This is a genomic window from Blastococcus aurantiacus (assembly GCF_900102425.1).
Lineage (GTDB): Bacteria > Actinomycetota > Actinomycetes > Mycobacteriales > Geodermatophilaceae > Blastococcus > Blastococcus aurantiacus.
Window position 1 is genome coordinate 140,981 of record NZ_FNBT01000010.1, and the last position, 17,949, is coordinate 158,929.

Genomic DNA, 17,949 nt, shown 5'->3' on the forward strand with positions numbered 1-17,949 from the left:
GTCCGCGCCGTGCCCGTGGGCAGGGATCTAGGACCTGTGGACGCGATGGCCGCAATCCCCGGTCCCGAGCTTGAGCGAACTCAATCTGGCCCTCAGCTCGGTGCGTCCGCGGGAATAGCGGGACGTAGGCGCGCGATGAGGTGGGCATGGCCGCCTACCTCATCCTGACCTACGACGTCACCGACCAGGACCGCCTTCTGCGGTACCGGAATGCGGCCACTCCGGCGCTGCTGGGTCCGGACGGCGGCGAGCTGGTCGTGAGCACGTCGCAGACGCTGCACCTGCCCGAGGCGCCGTCCAGCGGAACCCACACGGTCATCCTCCGGTTCGACGACGCCGACCACGCCCGTCGCGTCTACGAGTCCGGCTCCTACCAGGCGGTCATAGAGGAGCGCCTCGCTGCCACGACGCCCCGGATCGCGATGATCGTTCCCGGCGTCCCGTAGAGCCCTGCGCATCCGTAGCGGATGCGCCTTCGGTCCCCGGCGCCCTCTAGGGGCACGCTGACGGCAGCGAGCGCCGCTCGCGTAGGCGGCGCCCTCGTCGCTCCGCCACGGAGTCGTCGGCAGCGCGCCCTATTCTCGCCCGGTGGTGACACAGACTTGGGGCGTGCCGATCGAGGCCGACCGAGCGCTCAACCTGCCGGTCGAGCAGGTAGCCCTGCATCTGCTGCGGCGCTTCCAGAGAGGGGGAGACCAAAACCGTCGCAATTTCCTAATCGGTGCTGGCAATTCCTACAGGGAGAACGGTCTCAAGGGAGACCAGGCCGACGCGGTCCTGCGCGCACTGGCGGAGGCGTACGACTGGCTGATCCTTCACGGGTTGCTGTCCGGGAAGCCTCCTCAGCAAGACTGGCTGTTCATCACGCGCAAGGGCATCGCGATCCTTGGGGCGCCGGACGGCCTTGCGCTGCTCCGAGCCGAGGCCAGGCTCGAGGTCGATCTGCACCCGAGCATCGCTGCCCGCGTACGCGCCCAGTTCCTGCTCGGCGAGTACGAGCTGGCTGCCTTCGCTGCGATGCGGCAGGTGGAGATTCGCGTCCGCGAACTGGCTAGTGCGGATGCCGGCGATCTTGGCGTGCCGCTGATGGCCAAGGCGTTCCGGGACGGTGGCCCGCTCGCGGACACCAACAGCGAGCGTGGTGAACAGGTGGCCATGATGAACCTGTTCCAGGGTGCGATTGGGGTGTTCAAGAACCCGTCGAGTCATCGGCAGGTCGACTACAGCGACCCCACCCTCGCCTCGGAAGTGGTCCTGCTGGCCGACCTGTTACTCCGGATGCTGGACGCGAGGTCCGAGCTTCGTGGCTGAGTGGTGGACGCTTGACGAAGGGCCCAAGCAGACTGCTGAGCTGTTCAGCCCCCTCGACCCCGACGACGACGAGATGCCCACCTACATCGGTGGTGAGTTGGAGAAGCCCTGGCGCCTGGCCAACTCTTTCCTACTGGCGGCCGACACGCTGGCTGACGCGTGGCGCGTGGCCGTGCAACAGGATGGGCGGGAGCCCGAAACCGCGCTCCCGATCATCCACAACTACCGCCACGCGATCGAGCTGAGCCTCAAGTCGCATTGCCTGCGAACCAGGAACCTTCTCAGGTTCGGAGGAAGCATGGGCATTGGGACGGACGCCGCACCGGCAAACCTTGAAAAGCAGCTCAACACCCACTCCATTGCGGGACTGGTCAAGATTCTCGAGTCGTTGTTGGAGGGCTTCGCCGTAGGCGAAGAGGGACGCAGGCTTCCCGAGCAAACCGCTCGAATCCTGACTTACTTGCACGACCTTGATGCCGGAGGGATGGCTTTCCGCTATGCGACCCAGCCGGTGCGGGGCAGCAAGATGCTCGAGTGGGAGCCCATCCGCCCGGAACCGACTCCCATCTATCTGGGTAGTGCAATGACACGGCTGCATGGGGCTGCGCAAATGCTTGCCTGGGGTGTCGATGGCTACCTCGATGCGTACGAGGACCATCTGCAAGACAGGTGGCGGGAGTATCAGCAGAACATGGAGGACTACGGGCCATGACTCCGAACCCCACCTGCCAGACCACCCCGATGGACGGAACGTTCGCCCAACGGTCTAGGGGGTTGATGACGAAACTGCGTCGGCCCCACTCTCAACGGCGGCGCCAAGCGGGTGACGCGGGAAGCCCGGAACGTTCCGGTACTTGGCAAGCGCGCTGAAGGCATTCAACGGCAGACCTCCACCCTCGAATCAGCATGATTTGACGCGTCCTCGTCCCTGACGCCCGGCTCGAAAGACCGACTGCAAGTGGGTCACCTGCCGACGGATCGGCCCTGTAGCCGCCTCCAGAGACAGGTCCGACGCCTCGGTCCGCCGTCACGCACCTGAAACCCCTAGCGGGAGTGCGGCAGCCCAAGCGGTGTGGCATGCGACAACTGTCTCGCATGACCTGTCCGGTGAGGATTCTCGGAAGGGGACGTCAACCGGGACACCCGCCCCGGACTGGCCGTGGTCACGGCGTTCATCGGTTCGGTGTTCAGCACGGCCCTGTGGACGCTGCCCACGGGCACACCAAGGGTTTCAGTGACTCGATCGATATGTGCCAGCCGCCGGGCTGGTGGTGCCGCGACGATGACGGCTGCCGCGTCGAGCACTGCCGCCTGGAGGGCCGAAGCATCTCCTTCGCTCTGGGGCCGGGCGAGGCGGACGTCAAGAAGGGCGTCGGCGAGACTTTCCGAGGTCTCGATGGCCGCGCGCAGCGCGACGGCGCCGTGGCGGAAAAGGACGTCAGCCGGGTCGAGGCCGTCCGGCACGGCCAGCCGGCGTGGGTCGTCGCCGCGGGCGGTCAGTTGCCAGTAGATGCGCTCGGCGGCCCGGTGCCCGGCGGCATCATGGTCAGTAGCCACGAGAATGCCGGGATTGCTCTGGCAGATGTGGGGGAGGAGCAGGTCCGCCTGGCGGTCGGTGAGGGCTGTGCCGAGGACGGCGACGCCGACGGTCCGTCCGTCGCCAGCGAGGGTGACGGCGAGGGCATCCAGCGGTCCTTCGACAAGAGCGGGGATAGCGCCGGTGCTGAGTGCAGCCCGGTTCTCGTGGAGCCCGAGCAGGTGCTCGCCCTTGCGGTAGAGGTCGGTGGCGGGGGTGTTGAGGTACTTCGGTCCGGCGTGGTCGTGGTCGGTGGCGGTGGGGTTGCGCCGGGCGATGAACCCGACGACCGCGCCGCCGAGGTCGTGGATAGGGAACACCAGCCGATCGCGGAACCGGTCGATCAGCGTCCCGGTGCGGGCGCGCTGGGCGAGGCCGGCGGCGAGCAGCTCGGTGTCGGTGGCGCCGGACGCGCGCAGGAAATCGGCGAGGGCGGTCCAAGCAGCGGGGGCGTAGCCGGGGATGAATCGCTGGTCTTCGATGAGGTCGGTGGCCAGCCGCTGGCGTAGGTAGTCCGGCGCCCACGAGTTGGGGTAGCGGTCGGCGTAGAAGGCGGCCGCTTGGGTGTTCAGCTCGACCAGGCGTTCACGGCCGACGACTGCGGTGGCCCAAAAGTGCTGCTCGAGCAGGTAGTCCGTCTCATCGACGGCTGGCTCGCCGAGTGCGAAGGGGTCGGGGGTGAAGTACCGCGCTTCGGTTGGCGACGGTTCGTCGTCGGGGTCCAGGGGTTCTGCGTCGACGTCGGACGCGCCGGTCCAGACGGTGCCGGTGAGGGCTGTGGTGTCCGCGGCCGGGGGGAGCAGGTGCGCGTCCTCGGGTGGCTGCAGGTCGGCCGCTAGCGGCTCGGGTGCCTGCACGGGCTCAGGGTCGGTGAGGGCGGCGATCCGGAAGACCAGCGCTTCGGCAAGTTCGATTCCGGTCCGATCGTGGGCAGCGGACGGCGAGCCGGCGACCGCGGCCGTGAGCAGGTCGGTGGGGGACCAGCCGTCGCGGATGCCGTTGGTGACCGCAGCCACCAGGGCCGGCCAGGCGGGGGTGGTCAACAAGCGGTGCCCGAGTCCGCCAGGCAGCAGATCCAGCAGGGTGGCGCACCAGTCCGGGCGCAGCACAGTCCTGTCCTGTCCGGCGGCGACGGTCGCCGGGGCGAGGTGCGGGGTGAGTCGCCACCACAGGGCCGCGGCCGGCAGCTCGTCGGGCAGCGCTCGCTGTGCGGCCACCGCGGCGAGCAGCCCGGCGGCGTCGAAGCCGGCGCGGTCGGTCGCGGTAAGCCGCTCGGACAGGGCAGGCCAGTGCGGATCACGGCGCACGCGGGGGTCGATGCTGTCGGCCAGCCTTACCCACACCGAACCGCCGACCGCGGGGACGGCGGCGGCCACCGCGTCCTCGAGCCGCTGCTGGTACCGGCCTTCGGCGGTTGCGGGCTGAGGCGGGCCGGTCGGGCGCCGGTCGCTGTCGGGGACGGCGAGCGCAGCGCGCCAGACGGCGAGCTCGGCTCGCAGGGCACCGTGGTGGGGGATCAGCAGCTGACAAGCCCAGCGGGGTGCGTTGGCGGATGTCATCGCGGCGGCGGTGTCGGCAACCCGGGTCGCGCAGGCGGTGACGTGGCTGGCGCGGGCGGCGAGGTAGGGCCCCCATTGCGGATCGTCGGCCAGCGTCGTCGGCGTGCCGGGCAACCACGGCAACGGCCCCGCCGGCCCGGAGCCGGGGATGTCCAGCCGCCAGTCCAGGACGGCGGCGGGATCCCGGGCGCCGGTCAGTGCCCGGTCGGCTGCCGCCGTCCCCAAGGCGGCGATGGGGTCCGCGCCGCCGACGGCGAGCAGCGCGAGATGCCCGTGCAGCGTGGGCCAAGCCGGGGCCGCGGTGAGCCCGGGATGGAGCTGCTCGGCGGCGTCCTTCAGTGCCTCTGCAGCCGTTGCGCCCAGGCGGTGCGCGGCGGCGAACCGCAGCGCGTCGGCATATCGGGCAGCTGCGAAGTGCAGTTGTTCGGCCGGGTCGGCCAGCGCACGGCGGGCGCCAGTGGCCGAGGTCTGGGCGCCGTCGCGGTCGAGCATGGCGATCAGCAGATCGGCGGCCGTCGGTGGGGAGACCCCAGCAGGGGTGACGATGCTGTGCGGATCGCCGTCCCCGACGGTGGCCAGGTACAGGTGGTTCGCGGTGCGGCCGCGGGAGATTGAGACGTAGAGCAGCTGTCGGCTCTCGCTGCCGGTGAGGACGGTGTGGCAAGTGTCGGCGGTGACGCCCTGAGCGCCGTGCACGGTGGTGGCGTACCCCAATTGCACGTGCTCGGCGACGTAGTCGACGGGGAGGATGGTGCGCCGCCCGCTGCCGGTGTGGGTGACGGCAAGGGCGCCACCCTCGCGCACGGCGGTGATTGTCCAGCGGTCGCCGTTCTTCACCCAGTCCGCGGCGCCCAGCGGCAGTCGTCGGTCATTGGCGCGGGTGATGATCCGGTCCCCGGCGCTCGCCCGGGTGCCGTCGGCCAGTGCCACCTCTTGGCCAACCGGTTCACTGAGGGAGGCAAGTCGGTCGCTACGGGCCCGCACGTTGAGTGCAGCAACGCTCTCGCGGGAGGCGGCCAGCAGCAGTGCGTCGACGCCGCGGACCCGGTTGGCGGCCCAGGCGGCGTAGGCCTGCTCCTCGCACGTGGCGGCGTCGCCGACGTGCACCCGCCCGGCGTCGAGGTAGAAGCCGACGGCGGTGCTGTCACCGTCGCGGACAGCGACGGTGGCCGCGGCCTCGGCCGGATCGGTGAAGCGGACCAGCTGAGTGAGGCTGACGGCTCCGTGGGTGGCGGCAATCTCGGCCAGCACGCCGCCGGCGGCGACCGCCGCCAGCTGCCGGTCGTCACCGACCAGCCGTACTGACCCGCCCCTCCCCAGAACGTGGTCGACGGCGGCGGCGAGGTCGAGAGTGCCGGCCATCCCCGCCTCGTCGACGATCACCAGCGTGTCTGGGCCAATCTCGGCGACCCAGTTTGGCTGGCCTCCGGAGTTCAGCGCCCACACCAGTTTGGCCACGGTGTCGCAGGGGCCGCCGACGGCCTCACGGAGCTGGGCAGTGGCCACCGCCGACGGCGCCAGACCGAGCACCCTGCCGCCGCTGGCAGTCCAGGCCCTGGCCGTTGCGGCCAGCGCGGTGGTCTTGCCCGTACCGGCCGGGGCGATAGCCAGCTGCACCCGCATGCCGCTGCCAGCGAGGTCCCGCACGAGCTGAGCCTGGCCGGGGTTGAGTTTCGTGCCGTTGGCGACGGCTTCCAGCAGCGCCAGCTCGACAAGGGCCGGGTCGGCACGGCGACCGTCGTGGTGGCCGGCGGCGGTCACCAGCCGCGCTTCGGCGTCCAGGACCGCGCGGGAGGTGTAGAGCTCCGCGCCGGCGACCGAGTACACGCTGGCCCCGTCCGAGCGGCGCAACTCCAGCGGTTCAACGATGGGATTCAGTTGGCCCAGCGGGGTCGACAGGGCGGGGGAGAGCGCCCAGGCGGTAACTCGGGTGACGGCCGTGTCGACGTCGTCCGGGGCGAGCGCGGCGGCTCGCGCCACCCTCTCGGCCTCAGCGCGCACGTGCCAGTACTGCCAGGTCGCACGCTGTCCGCTCACGGTGCTCAGCACCTGGGCCGCGGCCGACTGGACCCACGTCGTCGTGAGCCCCTGTACGGGGGGCGACGGCGGGGGCGCCAGGGCGCGGTCGAGCATGCCGGACAGGCGCAGCCCGTCACCGAGGACGGCGAGCGCCTCGCGCCGCCACGTCGCCCGCTGCTCGGCCAGTGAGCGCGGCTCGTGTTTGGCCTCCCTGGTTTCCAGCGTCGCCCGCTGCGCCAGAGCGATGGCCTCGGTCGTGGTGGGTGGCCGGTGGTGCTCACGTTGAAAGTCGGCGGCCAATGCGCCGCGGCGGACGTCGATCGCTCGCCGCCGGGACGACCACATCATCAGCAGCGCGGAGTCGATGCCGACGATCTCGCGGACCGGCCGCTTGCCGACCTCTCTATTTGGGCGCTCGGCGAACCCGACCCCGAGGCGGGCAATCAACTCGACCTCCAGCCGGGTGTTGTACCGCTCCGACGCAGCAACGTTGGCCTTGTGCAGCACCCGCCCGTCCAGCGCCCGCCACTGACCTTCGCGGGTCTGCACCTTGTTACTGACCGCCACGTGCGTGTGCAGGTCCGGGTCGCCGGAGCGGGAGTCGCGATGGGTGAACACCGCCGCAACGAGTCCGGTGGTCTCCACCTGGCGTACCCCACCGGCTCCTAGCCGGGTGAAGGCAGCCCGCTTCTCGAGCCAGCGCAGGGCATCGGCGACCGCCGCTGCGTGCGCAGCCTCAACCCGTTCGGCGACCCCACGGGGCGCGAGCGCCCACAGCGTCGACACCGACTTAACCGGGGAGAACGTCAGGTCCCACCCGGCCACCGCCTGGGTCGCCGGCCGTGAGGCCTGGGCAACGAAGCCCGACAGCTCACGGGCGTCCGCCGGCGGACGCCCATACGCGGCGGCGAACAGTTCGCGGGCGATTTCGCTGCGGACCCGGGCCCGTTCCGCCGCCGGCAAGGGGACGTCGCGCTGCAGCCCGCGCTCGGCGTTGACGACGGCGAACGCCTGCGCGCACTGCGCCCGGAAGCCGTCAGGGGAAATGGCGTAGACCAGGAACGGCAGTCCTAGCGCGCCGGCGGCCCGGGCCTCGGCCGGCGCCGCGCCGGCAGCCAACGCCTCCCTTTCCAAGCGTGCCGCGTTGGGATGGCGGCCCTCGCCGAAGAGAGCCGTCATCTGCTCCTCGCCGACGGCCTGCCCGGTCACGAGCCCGGGGAGCCCGGCCAAGCCTTCGCCGGCCCACACACCGGGCGACTCGCCACGCTGGGAGTAGTAATCACCCAGCCCCACCGAGCCCCGCTCGGTGGCGTCCAGCGCTGCTACCTGGCGCGTGAGGTAGGTGTAGCCGTCGCCCGCTGTCAGCTTGTGCAGGGACATCACAGCTGCGGACGCTAGAAACGCGGCCCCCAGTGCCGGTTGCGGAGTTCTCTAGTCGTTGAGGCCTCCCACTGAGGCCTTCGCGTCGCGGGGACCGCGTTCGATCGCTCCGCGTTCTTCGCGGCGACTCGGCTCTTGCTGGGCCACCCGCCGGAGATGACCGGCGACGGACGCCCCAGCTAGTGCGTTTCCGCGCTCCGGACAGGACGGTTCTCGGGGGCTACGCCGACAGTGCATGAGGTGTGATGCTCCGTGATCTTGGAGTCTCCGGTGGTTCCGGCCCTGGGGCCGTCGCTCCGCGAAGGCGTAAAGCGAGCGACGCCTTGCTGGAGAGCCGGCCCAGGTCGGCTTCTCGGTGTCCCTGATGGCGGCTTAGGGGACACCCGCGGCGCCACGACCGGGCGCTCGTCTGCGGGGACGTGTTCCTTCCTGAGTCAAGCCCACTACACGTTCGACCGGGATGTTCAGTGGCGGCGTCGTTAACCTCCGTCAGTGACCACAACGGAGGAGTGGCTGGAGGCGCAGGCCGATCGCGTGCTCGCGCGCCAACGAGCTGCGGTCGACACGACCAAACTGGTGAGTACGTTTGCCACCGGCGTCGCGGGGGCAGTCGTCGCATCAGCGTTACAGACCGGGACGGAAACGTCTGCATGGGACTGGGTGGCCTCATGGAGCCTTGCTGGCGCATTCCTGCTCACTGTGGCAGTCATCGTTGCTGACCGGCTCAAGGAGCCAGACCACAGTCGCGTACTGGAATCGGCTGCGCTGGGACGTTGGGGTCAAGGCCGCACGTTGTTCGAGTTGCGGCAGGCGGCGCTGTGGGCCACCTACTCCAACGAGGGCAACGTACGGACTGTTCGAGCTTTGATGTGGCTGCAGTTGCTTGCTTCGGTGTTCACTGGAAGTGCGGCTGCCTACTCCATGCTGAGCGGCCAGGGAGGTTCGTGATGACACGGGAGTCGAAGATCCGCGTCGTTGGGTGGGGGCCGTTCCGACTTCCCGGGGAACGGCGGCGCGATGAGCGCGCCTTCCATCGGGCCCGTGCCGACATGCTTCGCGCTCGCGGATCGTTCGATGAGCAAGGGACCCCGGTCGCCGTCGACTGGGATGCGCCCGCAGCCACACGGACGACTCACCCGACCAGGGAGGAGGCCGTGCGCGCCATCAGGGAGATGTATGGCCGTGCGGTAGTAGTTGACGTCGTTGACACCGTGGTAGTGATGGAGCCAAACCTCACCGCAACCTCCGGAGGGACAGAGCGGAACCCCGTCGGTCCGCCGGTCCCTGGCGCGGCGGCCCCATCGACCGCTGAGGCGGGCCCGTCAGGCGCTGTGAGAGTCGTCGGCAAGGACGTCGTCGATCAAAAGGGCGCGAAAATTGGCTCGGCTTCAGAGGTATATCTCGACGACGAGACTGGTCAGCCTGAGTGGGTGACCGTCCGGACCGGACTCCTTGGTACACGCGAATCCTTCGTCCCACTAGGGAACGCCAATCTGTTGGAGGATGATCTGCATGTACCTGTAACTGGCGCGCAGGTTAAGCGCGCGCCCCGAATCGACACGGCGGGGCACCTGACGCCGGAAGAAGAAGAAGAACTCCACCGATACTACGGCATGACATCTGGGCCCAGTCAGCAATCCCGTCGTGATCGACCGCGAGCGCGATTGCGGCGTTACGTGGTCAGCACGAACGTGGAGGAGGCGGATCTGTGGAGGCATCTCGCCGAAAAAAAGGCGTCCGCTGAACCTGGGCGCGAAGGCGAGACGGACGAGGAAGTCAGGGCAATCGTGGAGGGATTTAGGCGAGCACGCGCCGACGAGACTTCGATGCCGGACGAGGGGGAAAGCCAAAGCCCGTAAGACCTGTATCGCCGGACGTAGAGAAACACTGAAGTGCTCCTCGGCCGCGTCAGCTCACCTTAGGCGCCGACGGGGTGCCCATTAGTGAGCCGCGTAGAAACATGCCGTCTCTGGAGCGAGCGACGGGCCCGTACGGATGCCGGTCACATTGATGCCCATTCCGCAAGCACGCTCGTGTTGAGTCGCTCGCTAAATCGGAGGCGCTTGCCGGCGTTGAGTTGCTTGGCTAGGTCCGCCAGTTCCAAGGGGCTTGTTCCTGGCCATCCGTGGCGGATGGCTTCGACGGCGAGCTGGTCTGGAAAGAGTGTGTGACCGTGGCTGCGCATGTAGGTGAGTGCCTGCACCGCCATGGATCGCTCCCGGGAGTCAATAAGTCCCTGGTTGAGCGCCGGCAGCAGCGAGATCCCATCGACCATGGCTTTGATGGCGGGACTAGCCTCGGGGACCCGCGCAACCGGCTCACCGCCCAGAAGATCGGCATCATGGGCGGTAATCCATGGCGAATGACTCTTGTGGCCACGGACCACGACGAGTCCGCTGAGCTCGGAGCGACGCTCGATGTTGAGGATCTCAACCAGGTCCAGGCACCAAGCGATGAGGATGCCCGTTCGGGCTTGTGCGGTGTACCGACTGTGCCGGTTGCTGGTGGTGCCCATAGGCAGGCCGGTCTGGGCGAGCCACGGTGATGCCTCGAGCGCGCTCGTGTTTGAGCCGACGATGGTGATCTTGGAATCGCTACCCGCCCACGCTTTGGCGAGGCGATAGGACGTCTGGAGATCCACGTGGGGAGAAATGTAGGCGCGGCGCATGCGATGAAACGTAGTTCCGACCTCCGACAGTCCCGCTTCATCAGCGCTCGCAGGCAGCGCACATTTCCGGTGAATGTCCTCAGTGGGCCGCTCAGGGACACCGACGCCAGGCCTGCTTGCCCCGCGCCCACAGGGCGGCCTATCGGGCAGCTCTGGCCGCGGAACTCGCTCGGGTGAACGCCTCTCCCGCGGGAGGCCACCGAGCCCATCCACCCTCTACTTTCGGCGACGTGGCTGCCCGCAACCCAGTCCGGCGAGACGTCAACCGCCGATGGGTGCTCTGGGGAGCCTTTCTGTTTGACCTGGTCCTGATCGCCGGTCTCGCCGGCCTGGCATACGCATTCGGGCTCGACGTCTGGGTCGCCATCTCAGGTGGAGTGGGCGGGTTCATCGGCTTCCTCTTGCTTCAGACTCCACCCATGCAGCGCTGGCTCCACCACGTGCGTGAGGGCCGCTCGGGTAGCGATCAGCCTAGGTCTGACGCTCCGTAGAGATCTCCCGCCGGTGCCCCAAAGTGGGCCGCTCAGAGACACATAAGGCGGGTGCCCGCATCGTCGTCACCGACGGCACCACCGTCCCCGCCGGCTGAATCCCGACCAGCTTCGGTGTCGTCGCCGGGCGTCGTCGAGGACCCCACCTGGACCCCCGCCCACCACTAACCGGCCACCCATACAGTCGTTCGCCGTGGACAGAGGTTGGCTCCTGGCAAGGCTCGGCACCTACGTGGCGATGGTCGACCGCTACCTGGCTCTGCCGCTAGACAGCTACGTCGACACGGTGCGCCGGCGGGAGGAAGCGATGGATTTGATTCACCGACAGCACTACACGGCCGCGACCATCGTGAGCCGGGTCAGCCGAGAGCAACTCTCCTCGAATCCGACGCACGAGGCTGTGTATGACAACCGTGTCGCCGTCCTGCGGGTCATCGGCATGCTCCGAGACCAAGAGGAGCTCGAGGTGCGCCTCGGGCCCGACATGCCGCGGATCCCGCTCGGCGACATGCACCCGTGGGTCTGGGGCGCCGCCCAGCAGTTCTGGGAGACCACGCACTACCGCGAGGCCGTGCACGCTGCAGCCAAGTCCATCAACAGTCGGGTGCAGCAGCTCGTCGACCGGCGCGACGTTGCCGACAACGACCTGATGAATCAGGCGCTCAGCACCAACGACCCCGCCCCCGGCAACGCCCGACTCCGACTGCCCGGCGACCAATCCAAGGGCATGGTCAAGGGCCAGCAGCAGGCGCTGAGGGACTACGCCGCCGGCTGCTTCGGCGTCATCCGCAACCCCGCCGTGCACGACGCCGATGATTGGTTAGAGCAGTACGCGCTCGAACGCCTCGCCGCCCTCAGCGTCCTTGCCAGCATGATCGAGACCACCACCGTCGTCCGTGCCGCCGAGCCGGTTGTGGGCCCCAACAGTGCACCTGGTGGGCGGTAGCCCGAGAGGCTGACGCCCGAGGCCATGACCAGCTGTGACGCCGCGTCGCCAATGATCGTGCGTTGGCCAGCTACTTCGCGACGACGTCGCTCCAGTACTGGGACGACGGCCGGCCGACACGCGGAACGTCCGCGGGCTTGCGCAAGGTGTAGCAGACCGGGTAAAAATTTCCACGTGATCGCACACCGCTTCCGCGCTCCGGAGTCCGGGCTCGCTGAGGTGCTCCGGATCGTCCCGGAGCTGCCCTCCTTGGTCGAACACGCCGTGCACCGCTCGAACGAGCTCCAGACCGGGATGATGCCGGAGATCGCCGACGCCAGCCTCCCTGACGTGTTCCGCGCACAGCTCGGCCAGGCTCTGGTGGACGCGGGCGTCGGAGGCGAGGAGTGCCGCTTCGAGCTGGGCATCCGCAACAGCGTGCAGCTCCGGCTCGGTGCCGCCGGCGACGTCGTGGTGCGGGTGCTCAAGAAGCCCAGGGGTGCGTGCACGCCCCAGCCCCGCAGCCAGGCGAGGGCTCTCGAGTATCACCAGGAGTCCCTCTTCGCGGAAGAGCTGCCAGAGTCCGACGTGGTCACCGTGGTGTGGACCTGGGGTATGACCCGCACCGGTGACATCGTCCAGCACCTCTTGATGCCGCAGGCTGGATCTGACGAGAGCGACCAGAACGCCACGGCGGTCTGGCGGATCGCCGTCATTGACTCGGCGGCCGCCCTCGATGACATCACCGCTGCCGAGGACATTGCCGTCCAGGACGACCTCGATGAGGAGTTCCGCCTGCGCACCGACGACGCGCGGGAAGAGGACGGGGACGATCCCTCATGATCTACGGCTCCCGTGTTCGCCAGGCGAGGGAGCTGCGAGGGATGCCCCAGGGAGAGCTTGCTGCGGCGCTCGGGAAGAGCCCCAGCTGGTTGACCAAGCTGGAGACGAGCGACTCGTCTGCCACGGTCAACCATGACGCCCTGGATGTCCTCTCAGCTCGTCTGCTCATGCCCGCGGATTTCTTCACTGCCCCCATCCCCGAGGAGCTCGGCGACGGTTCCATGCGCTTCCGTGCTCGCAAGCGCATGACAAAGGGCTCCCTCGCTGCGGTGCGACGACGGGCGGAGTTGGCGCACGAGATAGCGCACGTCGTGCTCCAGCACGTTGACGCACCCAGCGCCCGCGTGCCCTCCCTTCGGGCGACCACCAACATCGAGGAAGCGGCTCAGCAGACACGCGCAGCTCTGTCGATTCCTCCGGACGCCGTGATCCCCAGGCTGTGGAACAGCATCGAGCGGGCCGGGATCTTCGTCTATGCGATGGAGGACGCGGCCGATGGACTGCTCGACGCGTTCAGCACCTGGACTGGACCAGCTTTGGAACGGCCGATCATCGCCATCAGCGAGCACCGCAGCTGGGATCGCGTGCGTCACACGGCCGCCCATGAGCTCGGTCACCTGGTGCTACATCGCAGCGCCAGCTACGACCCAAGTGGTGGGCTGGACGTGGAGCAAGACGCCAATCGGTTCGCTGGCGCCTTCCTCTTCCCTCGGGATGCCGCGCTCGAGGAGCTTCCTCGACCCCTCACTCTCGCTCGACTGGCTCCTCTGAAGCTGCGTTGGGGCATGTCGCTGGGCGCACTGGTGTTCCGGGCACTCGAGCTCGGAGTCATTGACTCCGGCCGTGCAGCGTCGCTGCATCGTCAAATTGGCGTGCGTGGCTGGCGCACCCGGGAGCCGGGCGCCGACGCCAGAGAACCCGAGAAGCCGCGTGCCCTGCGAAAAATGGTCGAGTTGGTCTACGGGACGCCCCCAGATGCGCGCGGGCTCGCACGCCACGTGAGGCGGTACACCGCTGACGTCACCCGAGAGCTGGACCGATACGCCACGCCACCGGTAGGGCGCCGACCCGCGCCGCGAGTGCCAGATGGACCGGCACACAGCGGGGGCCGGGTGGTGTTCCTCAGCTCACGAAAGACCTAGTCGGGTCGACGCAACGAGCAGTGTTACGACGTAGCTGAGCGCATGGCCAGGACCGGCGAGCTCCCCAGCTAGCCAGAACGCGCCGCGGGAACCTCACCTCGATGGCACCCGTTGGGTGCGCTTCGCCGAGCGAGGTGTGAACTGGGAGTCCTGCCCCGGCTGCGACGGTCTCGTGGCGGTGGGATGGGTGGGGCGGAGCATCACCGAGATCGACTGCGCGTCCGCGTGCCAGCTGAGCGGCGGTGATCGGCTAGCTGGCCGGCCGCCTTGCCGCCTCCCTGCCCCACTGGGATCGCCGCGGCGGGGGCGTGGAACTCCCGACCCGTTGCGATGAAGGCCTGAAGGTCTATCCCGGGCCGTGTCCGGCGCACGGCTCCCAGGTGCCGGCTGATCTACCTGCCGGAGGTTTCCTCTCGCGGCCGCGTCAAGCATCGCAACAGCCAGTACGCGCTCTACGCCGCCGCCTGCATGCGCGGCGGCCTACAGCCTGTCCTGCTGAGCGATGCCGGCTGGTGGTAGACCTCACTGTGGCAGTACGCCGTCTACGCCGTTGTTACCTACAGTCGCGCGGCGGCAGAGCGGCTCGCGGCGCCGGTCGAGGAGATCGCTCGGCGAATCGCCGCCCGGCACAACCTTGAGCTCACCACGTGACCCGTCGTGGTCACGGGGCACGCCCGTCCGAGGGGTCGAACGGGGGCTCACCTGGCCGTATGGAGCCGCCCGGCGTGACCCATTCATGACCCACGCAGTGGAAATCAGGGGTCAGAATGGAGTCATATCGGGCCTTCCGGAGGGTCCTCCAGGACTCTTTCAGGACGCCTAACGGGCGGTCCGAGCTGCGGTTTCGCGTGGAGCGGGTGACCGGGATCGAACCGGCATGGCCCGCTTAGAAGTCTGGGCGGTCTCCCCGCCCAGGCGCGCACCAGGTCGACCGCAACGGTGACCAGTAGCGGTCACGCCGCAGTCGGCGGGTCAGCTGCCTGTGCACTCGAGCCGTTGGGTGCCCGCGCCGGTCAACGGCCCGCCGCCGCGTCCGACGCCAGCTCGGTTACTGGCGCCCGTCGCTGCAGCAAGTCCGTGATTCGGTTGACGGCCCGGGCTCCGCCGACACCGACAGCCGCCACGAGGCGGCCGTCAGCGTCGTGCAGCGCGACGGCGAACCGCTCGTCCTCCGGGGTACCGAGCAGGGGCACCTCCCCAGTAGCGAGCTGCGGCCATCCCAGGATGGTCAGCTTCGTGCCGTGCACGTAGGTGCTGTAGCTGGGCAGCTCGGGCGGCACCGCGTTGTCCGGCTCGCGCAGGCCGAGGTCGGCCAGCACCGCATGGGCCGCCTTCCTGCCCTGGGCGAGCGCCGCGCCCCAGTGCTCGATCCGGACCCGCGCGCCGTCGGGGCCGGGGAAGGCGGCGCTGTCGCCGGCGGCGTACAGGCCCGGCCAGCCGGTGACCCGATGCTGATCGTCCACGTTCACCGCCCCGGCGGCGGCGTCATCCAACACGCCGATCCCGGTCAACCAGCCGGTGTCCGGAGCCGCGCCAAGCGCGGCCAGGACCACTTCGGCGGCCACCTGGGTCTCGTCCGAGAGCGCGAGCGACAGGCTCTGGTCCGCCTGCTCCGACAGGGTCTGCAGCGTTGTCCCGACGCGGACGTCCACGCCGGCCGCGCGGTGCGCCTGCAGGATCCACTTCGCCACCGTCGGTCCGACCAGCGGCGCCATGGGGGCCGCAGCGGTGTCGAGCAGAACGACGCGGTGGCCGGCCTGGCGCAGCACGCCGGCGGTTTCGGTGCCAATGAGCCCGGCACCGACGATGGCCACCGCCGCCCCCGGGGTCAGCGCCGCGCGCAGCTGCGCGGTGTCGGCCGCCGACCGCAGTGTCAAGATCCGATCAGCAGCCGGCCCCAGCCCCGGCACGGGCCGCGGGGAGGCCCCGACGGCGAGCACGATCGCGTCGGCCGTGAGCTGCTCACCACCGGCCAGACGCACGGAGCGGTCCACCGGATCCAGGTGCACGACGCGTTCACCCAGCCGCCACGTCACCCCGGGTAGGTCCATGCCGGGCAGGGCGATGCTCGCGTCGTCGACCGCGCCGGACAGCAGCCCCTTGTTGACCGTCGTGCGGTTGTACGGCAGCCGGTCCTCCGCACTGACGACCACCACCTCCAGCTCGCCCGCGGCCTGCGCCAGCACCGTGGCAGCCGCGCTGCCCGCTGCCCCCGCACCCACCACAAGCACTCGTGTCATCCCCATCACCGATCGCCTCCTTGCGGCTCGTCAAATACCCCCGTACGGTACAAGACGTACGGCATACCGCCAGGGGGTACTCTGGCATCGAGAAGGAGAGTTTGCGTGAGCAGCACCGACTACACCGTCCGCGGCATGACCTGCGACCACTGCGCCGGATCAGTGACCGCCGAGATCACCAAGATCCCGGGCGTCACCGGGGTCCAGGTTGACGTGCCCGCCGGCCGGGTGACCGTCGAGTCCGAGCAGCCGGTGTCCACCGACGCGGTCTCCGAGGCGGTCGAGGAGGCCGGCTACGAGGTCGTTTCGGCCTGAGGCCTGCCCGGGGTGGGTGTCGGCCGCAGCCGGCGCCCACCCTGGCACTCCCGACTGCAATCCCATCCCCACCCACGAGGAGGACGACATGGCCGGCTACACCCACGCGAAGGACGAGCACCTGAAGCGGCTGCGCCGGATCGAGGGGCAGATGCGCGGGCTGCAGCGCATGGTCGAAGAGGACAAGTACTGCATCGACATCCTGACCCAGGTGTCGGCAGCCACGCGCGCCCTGCAGTCGTTCTCCCTGGGCCTGCTGGACGAGCACCTGGCCCACTGCGTGGTCGAAGCGGCACAGAAGGGCGGCCCCGGGGCCGATGAGAAGGTCCGCGAGGCCTCCGAGGCGATCGCCCGACTCGTGCGCTCCTAACTGTCTGAGCATCCCACCGCCGACGCCCCAGCCGGGCACCCGCGGCGCCGACCGGCGCCGGCTCCAGGAAGGCAACAGAGATGAACACACCCACCAAGCTCGGGACCTACGCGCTCGGTCTGGTCGCCGTGTTCGGCGCCGCAGCCGGTATCGGCAACGCCGTCGGCCCGGTCGGCCCGGCCGCGCCCGCCCACGACACCGCCACGCATGACGATCCGGACACCGAGTCCTCCATGGACATGACCCAGCAGTCCTCCGCCGCTAATGGTGCGCACGCGCCCGGCGGCCTGCAGATCTCCGAGAACGGCTACACCCTTCAGCTGGACCGGCCCGACCTGCCAGTCGGGGGGGTCACCCCCGTCTCGTTCCGGATCCTCGGCCCGGACGAGGAGCCGGTGACCGCTTACGACACCGCGCACGACGAAGACCTGCACCTGATCGCAGTCCGCCGGGACCTGTCCGGCTATCAGCACGTCCACCCGGAGCTGTCGCCGGAGGGCACCTGGTCGATCCCGCTGAACCTGACGGCAGGCATGTGGCGGCTGTTCGCCGACTTCGATCCCGCCGGGGAGGACGCCGCGCTCGTCCTGGGCGCCGACGTCGCCGTCGCCGGAGGATTCACTCCCGTGCCGCTGGGCGAGGCGTCGACAACGGCCGAGGTGGACGGGTACACCGTCACCCTCGACGGGGACCTGGTGCCCGGGCAGGAATCGGAGCTGACCCTGTCGGTCAGCCGGGACGGTCAGCCGGTTACCGACCTGCAGCCCTATTTGGCCGCCTACGGCCATCTGGTCGCGCTGCGCGACGGCGACCTGGCCTACCTGCACGTGCACCCGGCCGGCGAACCCGGGGACGGGGTCACAAAGCCGGGCCCGGACATCACGTTCTACGCCACCGCGCCCTCCGCCGGCGACTACCGGCTGTTCCTGGACTTCAAGCACGGCGACGTCGTGCGCACCGCCGAGTTCACCGGCTCCGCGGGCGCCCCCGCCCCGTCCGTGCCCGACCGTGACGAACCGGCCGCCGAGGGCGCCGGCGAGCACGACGACGGCGGCCACGCCCACGGCTGACCGGCCTGCTCCACCCACCGCGAGCACGTTCAAAGGAAGA

Annotated in this window: 14 protein-coding genes; 11 read left to right on the top strand and 3 right to left on the bottom strand. The window is 69.3% G+C overall.

The features are described from left to right. Positions 1-146 precede the first annotated feature (146 nt). The 3 genes from BLS70_RS18835 to BLS70_RS18845 all read left to right on the top strand — a co-directional run bounded on the left by BLS70_RS18835 (position 147) and on the right by BLS70_RS18845 (position 2,023). On the top strand, positions 147-446 hold the full coding sequence (locus BLS70_RS18835) for a DUF1330 domain-containing protein (protein ID WP_091771073.1): 300 nt from the start codon (positions 147-149) through the stop codon (positions 444-446). 163 nt (positions 447-609) lie between these two features. Continuing rightward, on the top strand, positions 610-1,311 hold the full coding sequence (locus tag BLS70_RS18840; protein WP_176946490.1) for a TIGR02391 family protein: 702 nt from the start codon (positions 610-612) through the stop codon (positions 1,309-1,311). Next, positions 1,304-2,023: a hypothetical protein gene (locus BLS70_RS18845; protein ID WP_091771077.1), complete on the top strand. Its 720-nt coding sequence runs from the start codon at positions 1,304-1,306 to the stop codon at positions 2,021-2,023. Before BLS70_RS18840 ends, BLS70_RS18845 begins: the two co-directional genes overlap by 8 nt. Before the next feature lie 332 nt (positions 2,024-2,355). Here the strand turns inward: BLS70_RS18845 and mobF are convergent, their stop codons facing one another. Beyond that, positions 2,356-7,845, bottom strand: a complete 5,490-nt coding sequence (mobF, locus tag BLS70_RS18850; RefSeq protein WP_091771200.1) for a MobF family relaxase — start codon at positions 7,843-7,845, stop codon at positions 2,356-2,358. 492 nt (positions 7,846-8,337) lie between these two features. On the opposite strand from mobF, the gene BLS70_RS20585 reads away from it, so the two are divergent. Continuing rightward, on the top strand, positions 8,338-8,793 hold the full coding sequence (locus BLS70_RS20585) for a hypothetical protein (RefSeq protein WP_143030457.1): 456 nt from the start codon (positions 8,338-8,340) through the stop codon (positions 8,791-8,793). A gap of 206 nt (positions 8,794-8,999) precedes the next feature. After that, entirely contained in the window at positions 9,000-9,704 is a 705-nt protein-coding gene (locus BLS70_RS18855) for a PRC-barrel domain-containing protein (RefSeq protein ID WP_255362581.1), read from the top strand. Positions 9,705-9,847: 143 nt separating this feature from the next. Here the strand turns inward: BLS70_RS18855 and BLS70_RS18860 are convergent, their stop codons facing one another. Next, on the bottom strand, positions 9,848-10,513 hold the full coding sequence (locus BLS70_RS18860; RefSeq protein ID WP_091771079.1) for a DUF1889 family protein: 666 nt from the start codon (positions 10,511-10,513) through the stop codon (positions 9,848-9,850). Between the two features lie 729 nt (positions 10,514-11,242). On the opposite strand from BLS70_RS18860, the gene BLS70_RS18870 reads away from it, so the two are divergent. The 3 genes from BLS70_RS18870 to BLS70_RS18880 all read left to right on the top strand — a co-directional run bounded on the left by BLS70_RS18870 (position 11,243) and on the right by BLS70_RS18880 (position 13,914). Next, positions 11,243-11,950 carry a TIGR02391 family protein gene (locus tag BLS70_RS18870; protein WP_255362586.1) on the top strand — a complete coding sequence of 236 codons (708 nt, stop codon included), beginning with the start codon at positions 11,243-11,245 and terminating at the stop codon, positions 11,948-11,950. A 294-nt stretch (positions 11,951-12,244) separates the two neighbouring features. Beyond that, positions 12,245-12,772 (top strand): hypothetical protein, encoded by a 528-nt coding sequence (locus BLS70_RS18875; protein ID WP_143030459.1) that lies wholly within the window; start codon positions 12,245-12,247, stop codon positions 12,770-12,772. Then, positions 12,769-13,914, top strand: a complete 1,146-nt coding sequence (locus BLS70_RS18880) for an XRE family transcriptional regulator (protein WP_091771087.1) — start codon at positions 12,769-12,771, stop codon at positions 13,912-13,914. Before BLS70_RS18875 ends, BLS70_RS18880 begins: the two co-directional genes overlap by 4 nt. A gap of 1,013 nt (positions 13,915-14,927) precedes the next feature. Here BLS70_RS18880 and BLS70_RS18885 read toward each other — a convergent pair. Next, a complete protein-coding gene (locus BLS70_RS18885; RefSeq protein WP_091771089.1) occupies positions 14,928-16,160 on the bottom strand; it encodes an NAD(P)/FAD-dependent oxidoreductase in 1,233 nt (410 codons plus the stop codon). A 99-nt stretch (positions 16,161-16,259) separates the two neighbouring features. On the opposite strand from BLS70_RS18885, the gene BLS70_RS18890 reads away from it, so the two are divergent. The 3 genes from BLS70_RS18890 (at position 16,260) to BLS70_RS18900 (ending at position 17,909) form a co-directional block, all read left to right on the top strand. Then, a complete protein-coding gene (locus BLS70_RS18890) occupies positions 16,260-16,469 on the top strand; it encodes a heavy-metal-associated domain-containing protein (RefSeq protein WP_176946492.1) in 210 nt (69 codons plus the stop codon). A gap of 88 nt (positions 16,470-16,557) precedes the next feature. After that, positions 16,558-16,839, top strand: a complete 282-nt coding sequence (locus BLS70_RS18895) for a metal-sensitive transcriptional regulator (protein ID WP_091771091.1) — start codon at positions 16,558-16,560, stop codon at positions 16,837-16,839. Positions 16,840-16,919: 80 nt separating this feature from the next. Then, a complete protein-coding gene (locus BLS70_RS18900; RefSeq protein WP_091771093.1) occupies positions 16,920-17,909 on the top strand; it encodes a DUF8832 domain-containing protein in 990 nt (329 codons plus the stop codon). Positions 17,910-17,949: the final 40 nt, after the last annotated feature.

Coding starts and splice junctions, on each gene's coding strand:
- BLS70_RS18835 (WP_091771073.1), top strand. CDS start 147: ATGGCCGCCTACCTCATCCTGACCTACGACGTCACCGACCAGGACCGC.
- mobF (WP_091771200.1), bottom strand. CDS start 7,845: ATGTCCCTGCACAAGCTGACAGCGGGCGACGGCTACACCTACCTCACG.
- BLS70_RS18860 (WP_091771079.1), bottom strand. CDS start 10,513: ATGCGCCGCGCCTACATTTCTCCCCACGTGGATCTCCAGACGTCCTAT.
- BLS70_RS18870 (WP_255362586.1), top strand. CDS start 11,243: ATGGTCGACCGCTACCTGGCTCTGCCGCTAGACAGCTACGTCGACACG.
- BLS70_RS18875 (WP_143030459.1), top strand. CDS start 12,245: ATGATGCCGGAGATCGCCGACGCCAGCCTCCCTGACGTGTTCCGCGCA.
- BLS70_RS18880 (WP_091771087.1), top strand. CDS start 12,769: ATGATCTACGGCTCCCGTGTTCGCCAGGCGAGGGAGCTGCGAGGGATG.
- BLS70_RS18885 (WP_091771089.1), bottom strand. CDS start 16,160: ATGGGGATGACACGAGTGCTTGTGGTGGGTGCGGGGGCAGCGGGCAGC.
- BLS70_RS18895 (WP_091771091.1), top strand. CDS start 16,558: ATGGCCGGCTACACCCACGCGAAGGACGAGCACCTGAAGCGGCTGCGC.
- BLS70_RS18900 (WP_091771093.1), top strand. CDS start 16,920: ATGAACACACCCACCAAGCTCGGGACCTACGCGCTCGGTCTGGTCGCC.